The organism is Chelativorans sp. Marseille-P2723, assembly GCF_902809845.1.
Lineage (GTDB): Bacteria > Pseudomonadota > Alphaproteobacteria > Rhizobiales > Rhizobiaceae > Chelativorans.
On record NZ_CADDWI010000013.1, the window covers coordinates 805,531 to 821,652 of the forward strand.

A 16,122-nucleotide genomic window follows, 5' to 3' on the forward strand; every position below is an offset into this window, starting at 1 on the left:
TCAAATTGCGCTTCAGTAACTCTTAGGGAGCCCGAGTGCTTTCTCAGCGATGAAATTCATGATCATCTGAGGACTGACAGGCGCAATCCTTGGAATGAAACATTCACGCAGATAGCGTTCTACGTGGTATTCGGCAGAGTAGCCCATTCCCCCATGGGTCTGAATGGCTGTTTCGCAAGCTGCAAAGGCAGCCTCCGCTGCTAAGAACTTCGCGGTATTCGCTTCAATACCGCAATCCTGGCCTGCATCGTAGAGCGCCGCCGCTTTCATCACCATCAGGTTAGCTGCTTCAAGATTCATCCAGGCTCGGGCGAGGGGATGCTGAATACCCTGGTTCTGCCCGATAGGCCGGCCAAAGACAACGCGATCGCGCGCATACTCAGATGCCTTGCGAATTGCCGCCATACCAAGACCGACTGCCTCTGCAGCAATCAGGATCCGTTCTGGATTCAGGCCGTGCAGAATGATCTTGAATCCAGCTCCTTCTTCGCCGATCCGATCTGCCACAGGCACGCGCAATCCATCGAAGAAAAGCATGTTTGAGTCGACACAATGACGGCCCATTTTTGGGATCGCACGTACTTCGACTTTGGAGCGGTCCAGAGCGGTGTAAAAAAGGGTGAGGCCGGCGGTCTTCTTCTTAACCTCGTCCAGCGGAGTTGTTCGGGCGAGAATGAGAGCACGATCAGCCACTTGTGCGGTGGAGATCCAGATCTTCTGACCTGTAATCACATAGTGCTCGCCGTCCCTTTCGGCCTTTGTCTTCAGCTCGGTGGTATTGAGCCCCGCATCCGGTTCTGTAACCGCGAAGCAGGCTTTCTCTTCTCCCCTGATCAGGGGAGGAAGCATTCGAGCCTTTTGTTCCTCTGTCCCGAATACGACAACTGGCTGTAACCCGAAGATGTTCATGTGGACCGACGATGCGCCACTCATCCCGGCACCCGATTCTGAAATGGTCCGCATCAATATTGCGGCCTCAGAAATTCCAAGCCCGGCGCCACCAAATTCCTCTGGCATAGCGACGCCGAGTAGCCCTGCATCAGCGATTGCTCGATGGAAATCGTGAGGGAACTCACCAGTCTCATCGCGCTTAAGCCAGTAACTATCATCAAATCGCGCACAAACGTTCCTTGCGAGATCCAGGATTTCGTTCTGATTTTCAGAAAACTGCACGGTTACTGCTCCCCGATCACGGATACCATAGAATCTGCAAACATGTAGGCTGTACGCTTGATAATATTGATATAGTTTCCCATTAATATGTATTGAAAAAGCAGGGCGTGTATTCCGGCGCTATAATGTTGTTAAAATATTTTGTCACTTATTCACTCTGTAACGTCTAGTCGTCCTGCATGACATTGCTTGATTTCAATTCAGCGCTGCGATTGCATCAGCTATTCTGATGCAGGCAAGCTCTAGTTGCTCACTGCTTGTCGCATAGGAAATACGAATATGGTTTTCATTTCCAAAGGCAGAACCTGGAACGACTGCGACATCCGCATTGTCTAGAAGATACTTGGCGAGTGCGGTGTCTGACTGAATGATTTCCCCGCGCGGCGTTCGTCTACCGATCAATGCCTCGCATGAAGGGAAAACATAGAATGCACCCTCGGGAACAGGGCAATGCAAGCCGTCAATCGCATTGAGTTTCTCAACAACGAGGTTGCGGCGCTCCTGGAAAATCTCTCGAAGCCGGGACAGCACATCCTGCGGGCCGTCGAGAGCCGCTATCGCTGCAGCTTGGCTGATTGACGAAGGACAGGATGTGACTTGAGACTGCACAGTTCCCATCGCCTCGATCAACTTTGCAGGGCCGCCTGCGTATCCGATACGCCAACCGGTCATGCAGTATGCTTTCGAGACGCCGTTAACCGTTAGCGTCCGCTCCTTTAGAGGCGGGGCCACTTTCGCCGGCGTCTGAAAGGGAGTCTGCGTAAAAAGCAAATGCTCATAGATGTCATCAGCAAGCACCAGAATGTGCGAATGCTTAAGAAGAACCTCAGCAAGGTCTTCCAGATCTCGCTCCGAGAGCGCTGTACCTGTAGGATTTGATGGCGAATTGAGTACGAGCCATCGCGTGCGGGGAGTGATTGCTGCTTCAAGGTCCGCAGGATTAAGCCGGAAGCCGGACGCCATCGTGGTTGGTACGATGACAGGAATTCCTCCATTCATCCGGGTCATTTCGACATACGACGGATAAAAGGGGGCTGTGAGAATGACCTCGTCACCTTCGCTCACTGTCGCCGCCAGCGCATTGAAGATGACCTGTTTGGCGCCGGAGCCGACGGTTATTTCATTGAGGCTGTAATTGAGCTGGTTTTCGCGCGCGAATTTTCGCTGGACCGCCTTTTTGAGCTCTCTAGTTCCGTCGGCGGCCGTATAATGCGTATCGCCAGATCTGATCGCCAGGCAAGCAGCGTCTTGAATGTGATCCGGAGTATCAAAATCCGGTTCGCCGGCGGCAAGACTTATGATATCCCGCCCTTCCGCTCTTAGAGCCGCGGCATTGGCGATGAGGGATAGCATCGGTGAAGGCGCCACGGACGACAGGCGGGGTGCAAGTCTGATTCTCGCGCTTGTATGATCCATTATTCTATCCCTGGTACTGAGGATAGGCAGACCTTGCTGCCTCGTCGGATACGAGACCGCTGCTAACATCTTGGGCAATTGCCTCGACGTCCCGCTCTGCAGGATCCCCGTAGCCTCCGCCTCCAGGAATTTCGATAACTAGCCGCTCACCCTTTGGAATAACCTGCTGACCTTTGCCGTTAAGCTTTTTCCCACTAGCGAGCCGCACGGTACCCGGCGCACCGGCGCTCCCTCCAGCGCGCCCTTTCGCTGGATTATCGATACGTTCAAACATCGCCTTAAACGTAAGTTCGGTTTCATGAAGAGCCCCGATTTCCACGGTTTGGCCGGCTCCCCCGCGATACTTACCCACACCGCCGGAATCTGGTCGAAGCTCTTTCCGCCATACAACGAGCGGCGCAGTGTTCTCGATTGCCTCTACCGGAATACCCTTGAGGGCAGCAGGAAATGCGGTGGCGTTCAGGCCGTCCTTCGTTGAGCGGGCGCCCATCCCGCCAGCAATAAGCGAGAAGAACTCCCAGTACCGATCCTCACCCTCGAAGCCTATAGTTCCCCGAATATAGGGGTTCCACATCATTCCTGATTCCGCCAGCGTCATTCCAGGAAGTGCTTGTTCAAGACAACCCATGACTGCATCAGGAAGCGCGTGGCCGATGATGTGCCGGGCGGATACCGGAGCCGGCCGCAGCGGATTTACGATTGAGTTCTTGGGTGCCTTGACAGAGAAAAGCGAGAGTGTTGCGTGGTTGCTAGGCACTTCTGGTGCAATAACGCATTTGATACCATAGAAGGAGTAAGCGCCAGTATAGATTATCGGTACATTGATCCCGAACTCGCTCTTCTCCGTAGTTCCTTCGAAATCAAGCGATATACGTCCATCCCTTACCTCCATCGCGACAACTAGATCGACGGGCTTTTCATAACCGTCAATGGACATTTTATTGCGATAGATCCCCTCGGGCAGCTTTCGAATTGCTTCTTCAGTTGCTGCCAGTGACGTCTCAAGAATATACTTTCCCAATACGTCCAGGTTGTCCTCACCAAACTCTTCCAGCATTTCAACGAGTCTGGCGGCACCCTCATCACCAGCCGCAATAATTGCGAGAATATCACCTTCGGTTTGCAGTGGTTCTCGGGAATTCGCACACAGGAGTCGCATCAGATCGCGATTAATGACACCCTCCCGCGCCAGGTGCATATGCGGGATCGCTACGCCTTCTTCAAAAATGTCCTTGCCATCAGGCCCCATACCGCGACCGCCGAGGTCGACCAGATGAACAGTGGCAGCGAACAAGCCGACAATTTTGTCGCCATAGAAGGCGGGTGTAACGATCGTCACGTCGTTCAAGTGCCCCGACGCCAACCACGGGTCGTTAGTGACATACGCATCACCCGGCCTCATCGAATCGACGGGAAACTCTTCAAAGAAGTGCACGACAGCTTGTGCCATGGAGTTGATGTGCCCGGGAGTCCCGGTTACGGCTTGGGCAAGCATCCGTCCTTTCAAGTCGAAAAGGCCCGCGGATATATCTCCGCTTTCACGGACAGGCGGACTGAATGCCGCTCTGATCATGACTTGCGCCTGCTCTTCGCATACAGCAATCAAACGATTCCACATGATCTGAAGATCAATAGCGCTACGCATCTGCGTACTCCTTAACCCTTACGGAGGCTTTCTCGGATTGGTTCAACTCACCTAGGATGGCGCCTGAGGGAAGAATCGTAGCAGACATCCCGGTCGGGATTACGGTTGATGTTTCTTCCTCTTCAATAACGGCAGGGCCTTCGATACGAGCACCCGGCTTGAGGTCAGGCCGCCAATGAATGCCGTACGAGGCGATCTTGGCGGTTTTGCTTTCAAAAACCTCACGATAAGAGCTCGGCTCAGCAACATAGTCACCTGATGGGGCTGTATATTGGGCAGCCGGCGGGACGGCCGTCGTTATGAGGACAGACCAAGTCAATACTTCGATATCCGCGCCAGATACATTCCGACGATAGATCTCGCGATAACGGGTCTCGAAAGCTTTCCGTAGATTGAGACCCTCTGCTTCAGTAAAACGTCCGGAGGGGATCGATACCGTGATTTCATGTCCTTGCCCGACATAGCGCATCGACGCCATCCGTATTTCCTGCAAGGGTTCGTCGTTGGCAGCTTTCTCAACAATAGCTCGCGCGCTCGCGCTCATCTCTTGCAACAGAGCATTGACCTCTGTCGCATTGATGCGAGAAAGCTTTTGATGCAGCGAACGGACGACCTCGTAGGAAACTGGAGCGCGCAGAAAACCGACCGCCGATCCAACGCCGGCACCTCTGGGAACCACAAACCGTTTCATTCCCAGCTTCTGCATGACGCCGGCAACATGAAGCGGCGCACCGCCGCCAAATGCGATCAGGACCCGGTTGCGGATTTCCTTCCCGCTTTCGATCGCGTGCACGCGAGCTGCGGCGGCCATGTTTTCCTCGACCATTTCCGCGACTGCGGCGGCAGAATAGCTCGCATCCAGCCCCAGCTTTTCTCCTACCGTGCGGAGCATTGTTGTCGAAGAGGCATCCTTATCCAATGGAAATCGGCCTCCCGCAAACCCAGCAGGGTTGATACGGCTCAGGATAAGATTCGCGTCGGTGACCGTTGGCTCTGTGCCTCCGCGCGAAAATGCGACGGGTCCGGGTTCAGAGCCAGCGCTCTGCGGGCCAATGGCAACGCGGCCCAGGCTATCAACATGGGCAATCGACCCGCCGCCTGCGCCGATCTCTACCATGTCAATAACAGGGATTTTGATCGGTGTGCCGCTTCCCTTCTTGAATCGGTAAATGCGTGCCACCTCGAACGTGCGGGACGTCTGTGGCCGCCCATCATCGATGAGGCAGATTTTTGCGGTCGTCCCACCCATGTCAAAGGAAATGACGTCATCAAAGCCGTTTTCTGCTGCGACCGAGGCAGCGAAAAGGGCGCCACCCGCTGGTCCCGATTCGACGAGGCGGATAGGAAAAGCCGCAGCCGTTGCAACATCCGTCAGCCCGCCTCCCGACAGCATCATTAGAAGAGAAGACCTTAACCCCCTCTCTTTCAGTCGCTGCTCAAGGCGAAAGAGGTAACTGGCCATCTTGGGCTGTACATAGGCATTTGCTACCGCGGTGCAGAACCGCTCATACTCGCGCATTTCAGGCGCGACTTCACTTGATAGTGAAACGGAGATGTCCGGAAGTGCAGCCTTAATGAGGTCGCGTACACGTTTCTCATGTACGCCGCTGGCATAGGAATGAAGAAAGCAGACGGCAACGGACTCGACTTTCTCGGTCCGCAACCTTTCGATTACAGCAGCAACGTCTTCCTCGTTCAGAGGCTGCAAGGTTCGGCCGCCCACACCGAGACGTTCCCGAACCGGTAGCCGAAGTTCGCGATCGACAAGCGGTTTCGGCAACTCCAGGAACAGGTCAAAGAGATCGAAGCGGTATTCCACCCCGATTTCAATCGTATCGCGGAAGCCCGCGGTGGTGATCATCGCCGTTTTGGCGCCTTTTCGTTCGATCAGCGAGTTGGTGGCGAGGGTGGTGCCGTGCACAACGAGATCAAGGTCCTCGAAGCCGATTGCAGCATCCCTCAGCACTGATTCTATCGCCTCGATCACTCCGTCGTCAGGTGCTTGATGTGTGGTGAGCGCCTTCGCCGTATATCTGCTTCCACCTACCTCCAACGCGGCGTCGGTGAATGTGCCGCCGATATCGACACCTAGTCGCGCGATACGTTTGCCCGATGCGTTCTTACCTTCCGTCATACTATCGATACTCCTGGCAAATCGCGACAAATCGAAATAAGGTCGTCCGCGTATGGCGAACGCGGTACGCGGTATGAGAGTTCAAAGAGTATTTTTTGTCAAGCACTATCGCTGCTCGGGAATGCGCGTTGCAGCAATATGATGAAAGCCGCTGTTTTCTCGGGACTATCTGATAGAAAGATGCCAAAGCTTGTCGGCGTTGTGGAAGGAAGCGGTACGTATGGCGAACGATAAGGCAGGTTCCTCGGTTAAATCGCTACAAGTCGCGTTGGACATACTTGAGGAGGTCGCCGATGCGAGGGATGGCGCCGGTGTCTCCGAGCTGGCGAGCAAGCTGCAAATGACCAAGGGTTCGGTCTTCAGATACGTAAGAACGCTGGCCGAACGTGGCTACCTGAACCAGAACCCCGAAACGTCTAAATACGGCTTAGGGATACGCCTGCATCTATTGGGCGAATTGGCAGCAAGCCGGATTGACTTGCTGACTGTCGCCGACCCCGTGATGAGGCAGCTGCGCGATCAACTTTCCCTGACCATCAATTTAGCCGGCATTGGAAGGAATAGCAGCGTAATTGTGCTCAAGTCCCTTGTTGGAACATTGGTGTTTGAAATCGGGGTTCGTGTAGGGACGGAGTTGCCGATGAGCGCTACGTCGCAGGGGAAAGTAATCATGGCATTCAGCAAGCGCCCCTATCTGTCAGCCTACAAAAGGCAGAAACTTCAAGCATTTACAAAATTCACCACAACGGACTACGAGACGCTTGAGAAGGAAGTCATTGGAGCGCGCGAGCGCGGCTGGGCAATGGCTGCACAGGAAACTACACTCGGCATTAATGCTGTTTCTGTTCCGATTTTTGACAGCAGCGGAGACTGTATCGCGGCGCTGACGCTATGTGGCTCGCTGCAATTCCTGCCTGTGGAGCCGGATCTTTCACAGGTTGAACCGCTTGCGTCATCCGGTGAGAGAATATCAATGGCATTAGGATATCGCGGCCTCTATCCGAAGCCCACAGTTTAAAAACCTATTCGGCAGGTCATCCGGTGCCAGAGACACGGTTCAATTGGCAGGCATCGAGCTTGCGTTGCCTTAAATTGCGCTCTTCATTCCACCAAGAGGTGTCCTTGCCCGAAAGGAAGACTGGATTGTCCTGGCTCCACGGAGCCATTGAGGATGATGGCCTCGCAATTTAAAGCTGCCCAGTCACTCGAACGTCTGTCAGATGGGCGAGCATCGCAACAGAAATATTAATGAGCTTCGGCAGTCGCAAGGTGCAGGCACGCAGGCACTGCCGTAAGTGGTTGCGGCTGCTCCGCTAATAGTGCGCACGATATTATTCGCAGCAGGGCCAGTTGACAGCCTTCAAAAACGCGCACAATGTACGCAGCACGCGTACGACCGTAGGGGTCGGAACATCGCAAAATTGCATCATCGTGGAGGAGAAGATGATAAGACGTGGAGCTCTAGCTATCCTGGCTTCAGGTGTTGGCCTTCTGACATTTCTAGGCCAGGCAAGTACGCAGGACCTGCCGAAGACGCATCTAAGAATTGTCGGCGGGCCGAGCAATCTAAGCGCCTATACCGATTTCGAACGGCCTTTTTGGATGGAGAAGATACCTGAGTTATCCGGGGGTCAGGTAACGGCAGAGATCAAGGGCTTCAACGAAATGGGCCTAAAGGGCCCCGAGATGATGCGGCTCATGTCGCAAGGTGTGATCGAATTCGGAACATCGCCGATCGCCTATTTTGCCTCCGACAATCCGATCAATGAGGCGGTGGATCTCGCAGGTCTTTCTCCAACCGTTGCGGATGCGCGAGCAGCGGCGGACGCCTTTACCCCTGTTCTGGCGGAATTTTACGAGCAGGACGCGGCCGTTAAGCTGTTGGGCATCTCACCCTATTCTGCTCAGGTGTTCTTCTGCAATGCAGAGGTTAATGCCTTGGCGGATCTTAAAGGAAAGAAGATCCGAACCGGCACCCGTAGCCAGGCCGAGTTGATTGAAGCGCTCGGAGCGACGTCAGTGAACCTGGCGTTCGGTGAGGTGGTGCCGGCATTGCAGAATAAAGTGGTGGATTGCGCGATTACGGGATCGCTATCGGGCTTCCACTCAAAGGTCTACGAGGTTTCGACCCACCTTTATGCGCTTCCCGTAAGCTGGGCTCAGCCGATCCATGCTGTAAACCGCGCTGCATGGGATTCCTTGGATCCTGGCGTCCAGACTTTGATTGAAACCAATATAAAGACTTTAATTGACGATTTATGGGACGCCGCGGAAAAGGATACACAACTCGGCTACGACTGCAATTCGGGTGCTGAAAGCTGTGACTATCCCGAGAAAGGTTCGATGAAGCTGATCCTTCCCACAGAGGAGGAGTTAGCTACCCTCAAACAGATTTTGGAAACGACCGTAATTCCTAGTTGGGCCGCCCGGTGCTCAGCAGCCTGTGTTGATGGCTTCAACGACACAATCGCCAAAGCGCTCAATCTTGCCAGGGTTGAATAACCTGCTTGAGCTCGCATCGGAGCATAATGCTCCGATGCCTTGCTTAACAATGTAGTAGAACTAAGTGGAAGGGCTGGTGGCAGATGTCTGGGTTACCACGCCGTGACTTGAGCCCGTTATTGTCTTCTTTCATAAACAATACATCAAGGGCCGGTGTGTGGATCGGCGGGGCGATTCTGATCATAAGCGCCCTTCTTGTCTCGATCGACGTGATAGCGAGAAAGATGTTTTTTCTCGGAAACACCGGCGCTAATGAGCTGTCAAGCTACGCCTTTGCAATCAGTACATCGTGGGCGCTTGCTTACGTTGGTCTCCAACGCGCCAATGTGCGAGTGGACATTGTACGTCAGCTTCTACCGCTTCGCGCTCGCATCGTTCTCGATTTGCTCGCGTTAGCTCTACTAGCAGCATTCATGCTTTGTGTTACATTCTATTCTTTTGATGTTGTTATGACATCGTGGTCGCGGGCTGCCACAGCGAACACAGCGCTGGCGACACCGCTTTATATTCCTCAAGGTCTTTGGTTTTCAGGCTTGCTCTGGGCATCCCTCGTCTTCGTGGTGATGCTGTTAAGAGCGTCCGTTGCGATCATTCGGGGGGATATCGATACCGTCCAAGAGACGGCTGGTCTCAGGAGCACTGAGGAGGAGGCTGAGGAAGAGGCTGTTGCCGGCGAACGTATTGTGAAGGGGGTCGCACCGTGATCTTTACTGCGCTTACCATTCTTCTCATTCTCATCGCACTAAGTGTTCCGGTAGCGGCGGTGCTGGGGCTCCTCGGGGTTATGCTTGATTCCTTATACTCCATGCTGCCGCTTACGCGCGCGATTGGTGAACTTACATGGGGAGCGAATACTGAATTTCTTCTGGTCGCAATCCCGTTGTTCATCATGTTGGGAGAGATCTTGCTGCGTTCGGGATTTGCGGAGCAGATGTATCGGGCAACGAGCCTCTGGTTGTCGTGGCTTCCAGGCGGTTTGATGCATGCGAATATTGGCGCGTCAACAGTGTTCTCGGCTACCTCCGGCTCAAGCGTTGCGACAGCAGCTACAGTAGGAACCGTGGCGATACCGCAGATTAAGCGTTATAGTTATAGTGAATCTCTTTTCTTAGGTAGTATCGCTGCTGGAGGGACGCTAGGAATATTGGTTCCCCCTTCAATAAACCTTATCATATACGGAGTTCTTACAAATTCCTCTGTGCCAAAACTTTATCTGGCTGGCATTATTCCCGGGTTGTTGCTGGCAGGCTTGTTTATGCTGTTGATATTAGGCTTTTGCTTAATAAAGCCGTCTCTTGCCGGACGGCGCATCCATACCACATGGGGCGAAAGATTACGAAGCCTTATCCATCTGCTGCCTCCACTGTTTATTTTTCTCCTGGTTGTCGGGTCCATCTATGCCGGGCTTGCGACGCCGACGGAAGCGGCGGCATTAGGCGTTTTTGGAGCCTTGGTTCTGGCAGCTTGTTTTCGCCGACTGAGTTGGGGAATGCTTCGCGAGGCAATCGAAGGCACCATGCGTGCTACCGGGATGATTATGCTTATCGTTATTGGAGCAAGTTTTCTAACATTTGCTATGGCTGGGATTGGTCTTACAGATGTGATTACGAGCTCGATCACCGAGCTGGGATTTTCTCCCATAATGATGCTGATGATCATCATCATATTTTATCTTGTTCTAGGCTGCTTCATGGAGACAATGGCTATGATGATCACTACCATTCCAATTGTAGCCCCCATTATGGTAGCCCTTGGATACGATCCAATTTGGACTGGCATCGTTATCATAGTATTGGTGGAGGCAGCATTGATTACTCCGCCCGTTGGACTGAACTTGTTCGTCGTGCAGAGTGTAAGGAAAAGTGGCTCCGTTGGCACTGTTATCGTGGGAGCTCTGCCATTCGTTCTGGCAATGTTTGTGCTTCTGGGCCTGCTAACGATATTTCCTGATCTCGCACTTTGGTTGCCCCGGGTAGTTGGATGAGTGCGCTGGCCTCCTGATGCAAAGTTAAGCCCAGCATCTATGGAACGACGCATTAAAAGCCAGGCACAGGAAATCATCTGCGTAGGTTGCATAGAGCACGTAAATAATGCTTCAAGCGAGCAGGTAAGGAGCTAGGAATGATTGCGGATAGCAAGACGTCTATTAGCATGCGGCAGCAAGCAATGTTGAATTCCCCCTACGATGGCCGGATCGCGGTTCGCAGAGGGGAATGGACGGGGGTCACAACAAATATGGCACCAGGCTATGTGCAAGGAAATCTAGCTATATTGCCGCGAGAGTATGCTTACGATTTTTTGCTGTTCTGCTATCGCAATCCTAAGCCATGTCCGCTTATCGCTGTTTCGGATGTAGGGAATCCAAAACTGGAAAATTTAGGCAAGGACATTGATATTCGAACAGATCTTCCTTGTTATCGCGTATACCGCGATGGAGTATTAGAGGAAGAGGTTACTGATATTACGCACCTTTGGCGGGACGACTTTGTAACATTCGTTATTGGCTGCTCGCTGTCCTTCGAGAAAGCGATTCTCGATTCTGGAATTAGAATGCGCCATATTGAGCGCGGCACAGATTGTCCAATGTATGTAACCAATTTGTCAACGAATCCTGCTGGCCCATTTCGTGGCGAAATGGTCGTATCCATGCGTCCGTTCTCACCGCAGGATGCAGTTCGCGTAACGCAAATAACGTCGCGCTTTCCGACCGTGCATGGCGCGCCGGTGCATATTGGATACCCTGAAATGATTGGAGTTCGCATAGAAGAGCAAGATTTTGGCGTTGCCGCTGACATTCAGCAAGGGGAAGTTCCTGTATTCTGGGCTTGCGGTGTAACGCCACAGAATGTGATCCGCTATGCTAAACCTTCAATTTGCATAACGCATAAACCCGGGCACATGTTGGTTACGGATCAGCTTTCTGGCTCGCAATCTATGCTTTAAAATTACCGGTAGCCTCGCTTGCGAGATTGGGTTTATCCTATAATTGTTCAAGCGAGAAATCAGCCTGATATGACACTGCACAGTGGTAGCTTGCACGCCAGTCGGTTCCAGTCTTTTGTGGGGTGCTGTCCTGGCTGACCAAGGCGCTGTGCATGCTGGTGCAGCGCTGCGTCATGATGCGTCCGGCGGCGATGACGGCGTATGGTCGGAACAAGATCGGCTTCGTGAAGTAGGGCAGCCATTCGGTCGGGTTGGGCGGCGATATTGTGGCGCCGGGCAGGGTCGAGAGCGCTCAGCTTGGTGTGTTTGCGGTCGTTATCTCCTGCTTCCGCCATGCCCTATCGTCCGGCAGATCGTCCGTTTGAGACGCAAAGTGCGAGGCAGTTACGTTCAGAGGCTTTTACGTTGACTACCGGGCCGCAGCCTATGCGAGCCGGACGGCATTGCTTTCGCTGCAGCCGGCAGACATTTGGACGACTGTGGCGGAACTGACGGTCGCGGTCCAGTGCTGGACGATGCGAGCCGGGACGATCCGGGTAACGATCACTGCGAGGTGTGGTCCTGGCATGGGTGGCACCGGTAAATGAGCCCTGTCATGGTGGCAGCCGTCCTTGTCGCGCTTGGCGCCAAACAGCATCCCAAAGACTTTGGCAGGTGGAACGAAAGGAGTCCGGCCGCGGCAGCGTGATCAGCCGGCTGGCGCGCACCTGTTCTACTGTGCAGATCCAGCACGTGATCACGTGGCTTATGCCCAAGTTTGGACGATGGCGATAGATCGCTGCACCCTCGACTGCCGCGACAGAAACAAGGAGGCTGGTTGTTCGCCAGATGCGAAAGAGCTTACCCGGCTGACCCTAAAGCCTCTTAAGGTGCGTGCCGGCTAGTTTAATCTAAACTGCAGCTTCTCGTGCAGCTGAGATGAGATACTTCTTCGTCCAGCACTCGCACCTTCCTCACCAGCTTCTCCGTCAGCGTCAGCCTTTTAGAGTTGACCTATTCGGGAGAAATAGTGTTAGAGAATATCGCAACGGCACGGGGTCGGTTGGGTAGAGAGCGCAGGATCACACTAGATTCAAGGGAACGCTCGGAAAGAGGCGGCGGGGAGAGAGTGGTGCTTCATTCCAAATTCGATGAGGCTGCACATTGCGACCATGCGGGAGATTTGGTCGTTAATCATGTGATGTCCTCTGAGGTGAAAAGTGGCATTTTCACTGATCTAATACGGTATTTTCAGCTACATAGCCCTTCAGCGGTGTCGCACATTGTTTCTGTCGCGCCGGTCGAGGGCGCAGCAATCTATCACTATCATCGTCCACACTTGGAGCGAGAGCTTAAGCCTAACAGCGTAGTTACGGTGCATCATGATCTTGAAGACCAGGACCCTTGGCTAGCCTTTAGCGCCTTTTCTGATGTTTACCGCCAGGCAGGCTTGCTCGTATGCCTGTGTTCCGAGCAACAAGTTTGGCTAACCAACCGTGGTTTCGATCGCACTATTATTATCCCTCATGGGTACAATCCAAGGTTCTTATCACCGGTCGAAAGGCGGCTCGATCCGAACGCGCGAGTCGTCCTAGGACTTGCATCACGTCGTTATCATCGGCGTGTAAAGGGCGAGGCGCTCTTACACGAGATCGCGAAACGTCTAGACCCGGATAGAGTAACAATATCTTTGGTTGGTTCGGGGCGAACCCACGACGCGTCGCTGCTTTGGCAATATGGGTACGAGGTTAGAGTCAACGAAACTCTCCCCTACCGTCTTTTCCAGAAATTCTACGAAGACATTGACGCGCTTTTGGTAACAAGCTGGCATGAAGGGGGACCCGCCTGCATTCCTGAAGCAGTCGCAACTGCAACGCCGATCTTCAGTACGCGTGTCGGAATGGCATTAGATTTCGTTGAAAGTGGCGTTAACGGCGAGTTCCTTACTAGAGAGGCTGATCGTGATGCCGATTTGATCATGCGTTTCGTCACGGACCATGCCTTGAGAATGGAATTGCAGCGAGGCGCAGTGTTGCACTCCAAAAAAGCAACACCTTGGGAAAAAATTATCGAAAGATACCTGCAAGCTTATCGCATGGTTTTGGCGCTATGAAGTACAAGGTTATACTTGCAGATAATGTTCATCTGCATGGCAGAAATTTCGGATCTTTGTTTGAGGTTCTGTCTCGGAAGGAGTTTGAAACAAGGCGGCTCAGCAGGGGCAAAGACCTTTGGAACCGCTATGGTGACTATGCTGGTATCCCTCGCATTGAGGCTCAGGCTGCACGTCTCGCCAACCTGAATTACGACCAACTTAGTGCCCTTTCCGCAAATTTCCTCGGCATCAAAATTAACGCGTTTGATATAGCCAGGCCGGAAATACTATCCTTCGTACTTGCAACGCAGCCGCATTGGTACGAAAGGGAAATTCCCAATTCTCGAGAATTTATCCTCAAGAAGCTTTTCGCAGAAGATAAAGAGATTCTTCGGCTGAACCTAGCCGCTGTACTCGTGTGGATCGATATTTACACGGAAGAGCTGCACGAGATACACAGTTTTCACTCGGCTATTATTTTTAGCGGAAGTCAAATATATCAGCGCCTTTTGTTGGCGTTATGTGCCGCTAGGCGGACCCGCGCATTTGTCGTTGAGTCATTTCAAACAGGGACGGAATTTTACTTTGAAGAGCGATATTCAGCTATAGGATCCGGATCGGACATACGTCATGACGCAGTCTTCAAGAGTCTTCGGCTTCCTGAATGTCCCGCCACTCGGCAAAATGAAATTAACAAAGCGCAAAATAAACTAATAAATGCGCAAAATAAAAATGTAAAGCAGCCACCAACTGCCCGTATCCCAGCATTTGATAAAGCTGCGCCGATTGCGTTAATCGCGGCACAGGTGCAGAACGATTTTTCGATCATTGAAAGCCCGCTGAAATGCATAAATGCACTGCATAATTATAAGATGCTTATTAGTGAGATACTGGCTAAGACTGACTACAACATAATTGTAAAAACTCATCCTTGGGAAAGAAAGAAAACGCATATACGTTCAGCATTTACGCTCGATCATTTAACGAAATTCTGTGCGACATTAAAAAGCGAAGACGCAAGCAGAGTTTACATCTGTGAAGATGAAAATATTATTGAGCTCATGAATGCTTCGGATTTATTCATTACGCTAACCTCGCAGGCCTCGTTTGAAGCGTGCTTATTTAGTGGACTCAGGCCCTTCGTACTCGGCCGGCCCTTCTATTCGGGACGAGGATTTACTCACGACTTCAATGACGTTCCTAGCCTGGTAAAGGGTATCATTGAAAACCGATCAGAGTGGACACTCTCATTAGACGCATTTGACCGCTTCAAAGACTTCGTCGCGAAGCTGCTTCAGTTACAGCTTGCCTGCGTCTTTCGGTCTGGCCGATCGATCATCCAGAATCGCTTGTATGAGCCTCGGTTTGTAGAGATCGGGCAAGCGTCCGAAGTCGTTCTCAATTCTACACCGAATTTCGATCAGATAGCAAAAACAGCTTCCTCACAGCCACCAAAAGAGCCAGGTCCAAAAACGCGAGACTCAGCGCCGAAAGCTCCAGAGTCTGTAACCGTGGCCATCGTAGCCAAACCTGATAACTGCATTAAGAAATCGCGCCGGTTTAGAGCCTACACAAACCTCTACGGAATGTTTCTCTCCCCAGAGCAAAAACGCAGGTTAAATGAATCGCCGCAAGATTTCTTTAAAAAGGCTCGGCATCCAGCCTCTCTCTTGGGAAAAAAGCTTCTCAGGCGCTATCTCTAACGATCTGGCCCGGACCCGGAGGGATTTAACCTACCTCTGCACGCATCAGATAAGGTGAAAATGTGTCTATGCGTTTATAACGGCTGCGCAGAGGATGACTTGAACGATCCTACGTGCTCTCTATTTATCTCAGCCCGTAGGTTAGCGATTCACGCTGTGATCCGAATGTAGAGAGGATTGCCATTTCGTGCGCGAGGTGAGAGCGACGAACCTCGTGCGTGGTGCTTGGGATTGTAGTCGATTCTTCTGCTAGGTACCTGTAGCTTGCTAGCAGCCGCTCCTCCCGGAGCCGCCCGAAGGAGCTTTCTACTAGATCGATCTCGCATCAGCTTGCCCGAGGCAATGTAATCCCGTTCGACCTGGTGCTCTTCCTGGCAGCCGGAATTGCATTCGAGGTCAGCGCGGTGCTGTTGTCGGAGATGATCATGCAGGGTCGGTTGCGCCGCTTGGCAATTCTGTCGAGTTTGGGGGGACACTCCCTTCCCAAACAGCAAGTGTTGACCACTGTGCCGAGGCACTTGCCCTCGAAGTC

General features: G+C 52.6%; 11 protein-coding genes. 7 read left to right on the forward strand and 4 right to left on the reverse strand.

Translation table 11 applies throughout. The features are described 5' to 3' along the window. Positions 1-12: 12 nt before the first annotated feature. The 4 genes from HUS57_RS15200 to HUS57_RS15215 all read right to left on the reverse strand — a co-directional run bounded on the left by HUS57_RS15200 (position 13) and on the right by HUS57_RS15215 (position 6,368). Positions 13-1,173, reverse strand: coding sequence for an acyl-CoA dehydrogenase family protein (locus HUS57_RS15200; protein WP_173934735.1), 1,161 nt, complete (start codon positions 1,171-1,173; stop codon positions 13-15). Between the two features lie 195 nt (positions 1,174-1,368). Beyond that, entirely contained in the window at positions 1,369-2,589 is a 1,221-nt protein-coding gene (locus HUS57_RS15205) for a pyridoxal phosphate-dependent aminotransferase (protein WP_173934736.1), read from the reverse strand. Between the two features lie 4 nt (positions 2,590-2,593). Continuing rightward, positions 2,594-4,234, reverse strand: coding sequence for a hydantoinase B/oxoprolinase family protein (locus HUS57_RS15210; protein WP_173934737.1), 1,641 nt, complete (start codon positions 4,232-4,234; stop codon positions 2,594-2,596). Beyond that, positions 4,227-6,368 (reverse strand): hydantoinase/oxoprolinase family protein, encoded by a 2,142-nt coding sequence (locus HUS57_RS15215; RefSeq protein ID WP_173934738.1) that lies wholly within the window; start codon positions 6,366-6,368, stop codon positions 4,227-4,229. Before HUS57_RS15215 ends, HUS57_RS15210 begins: the two co-directional genes overlap by 8 nt. A gap of 220 nt (positions 6,369-6,588) precedes the next feature. On the opposite strand from HUS57_RS15215, the gene HUS57_RS15220 reads away from it, so the two are divergent. From HUS57_RS15220 to HUS57_RS15250, 7 genes are all read left to right on the forward strand, one after another. Then, complete coding sequence (locus HUS57_RS15220; RefSeq protein ID WP_173934739.1) at positions 6,589-7,386, forward strand: IclR family transcriptional regulator; 798 nt, start codon at positions 6,589-6,591, stop codon at positions 7,384-7,386. Positions 7,387-7,718: 332 nt separating this feature from the next. Then, complete coding sequence (locus HUS57_RS15225; protein WP_246727887.1) at positions 7,719-8,870, forward strand: TRAP transporter substrate-binding protein; 1,152 nt, start codon at positions 7,719-7,721, stop codon at positions 8,868-8,870. Positions 8,871-8,989: 119 nt separating this feature from the next. After that, on the forward strand, positions 8,990-9,574 hold the full coding sequence (locus HUS57_RS15230) for a TRAP transporter small permease subunit (RefSeq protein WP_246727888.1): 585 nt from the start codon (positions 8,990-8,992) through the stop codon (positions 9,572-9,574). Further along, the gene (locus HUS57_RS15235; protein WP_173934741.1) at positions 9,571-10,854 is read left to right on the forward strand and encodes a TRAP transporter large permease; all 1,284 of its coding nucleotides are present in this window, start codon (positions 9,571-9,573) and stop codon (positions 10,852-10,854) included. The genes HUS57_RS15230 and HUS57_RS15235 overlap by 4 nt, the downstream gene beginning before the upstream one ends. Before the next feature lie 137 nt (positions 10,855-10,991). Beyond that, the gene (locus tag HUS57_RS15240) at positions 10,992-11,813 is read left to right on the forward strand and encodes a putative hydro-lyase (RefSeq protein ID WP_173934742.1); all 822 of its coding nucleotides are present in this window, start codon (positions 10,992-10,994) and stop codon (positions 11,811-11,813) included. A gap of 1,111 nt (positions 11,814-12,924) precedes the next feature. Continuing rightward, entirely contained in the window at positions 12,925-13,905 is a 981-nt protein-coding gene (locus HUS57_RS15245; protein WP_173934743.1) for a glycosyltransferase, read from the forward strand. Next, on the forward strand, positions 13,902-15,590 hold the full coding sequence (locus tag HUS57_RS15250; RefSeq protein ID WP_173934744.1) for a hypothetical protein: 1,689 nt from the start codon (positions 13,902-13,904) through the stop codon (positions 15,588-15,590). The genes HUS57_RS15245 and HUS57_RS15250 overlap by 4 nt, the downstream gene beginning before the upstream one ends. Positions 15,591-16,122 lie beyond the last annotated feature (532 nt).

Excerpts from the sequence above, each read along its gene's own strand:
- HUS57_RS15205 (WP_173934736.1), bottom strand. The coding sequence starts at position 2,589 with ATGGATCATACAAGCGCGAGAATCAGACTTGCACCCCGCCTGTCGTCC.
- HUS57_RS15210 (WP_173934737.1), bottom strand. The coding sequence starts at position 4,234 with ATGCGTAGCGCTATTGATCTTCAGATCATGTGGAATCGTTTGATTGCT.
- HUS57_RS15215 (WP_173934738.1), bottom strand. The coding sequence starts at position 6,368 with ATGACGGAAGGTAAGAACGCATCGGGCAAACGTATCGCGCGACTAGGT.
- HUS57_RS15220 (WP_173934739.1), top strand. The coding sequence starts at position 6,589 with ATGGCGAACGATAAGGCAGGTTCCTCGGTTAAATCGCTACAAGTCGCG.
- HUS57_RS15240 (WP_173934742.1), top strand. The coding sequence starts at position 10,992 with ATGATTGCGGATAGCAAGACGTCTATTAGCATGCGGCAGCAAGCAATG.
- HUS57_RS15250 (WP_173934744.1), top strand. The coding sequence starts at position 13,902 with ATGAAGTACAAGGTTATACTTGCAGATAATGTTCATCTGCATGGCAGA.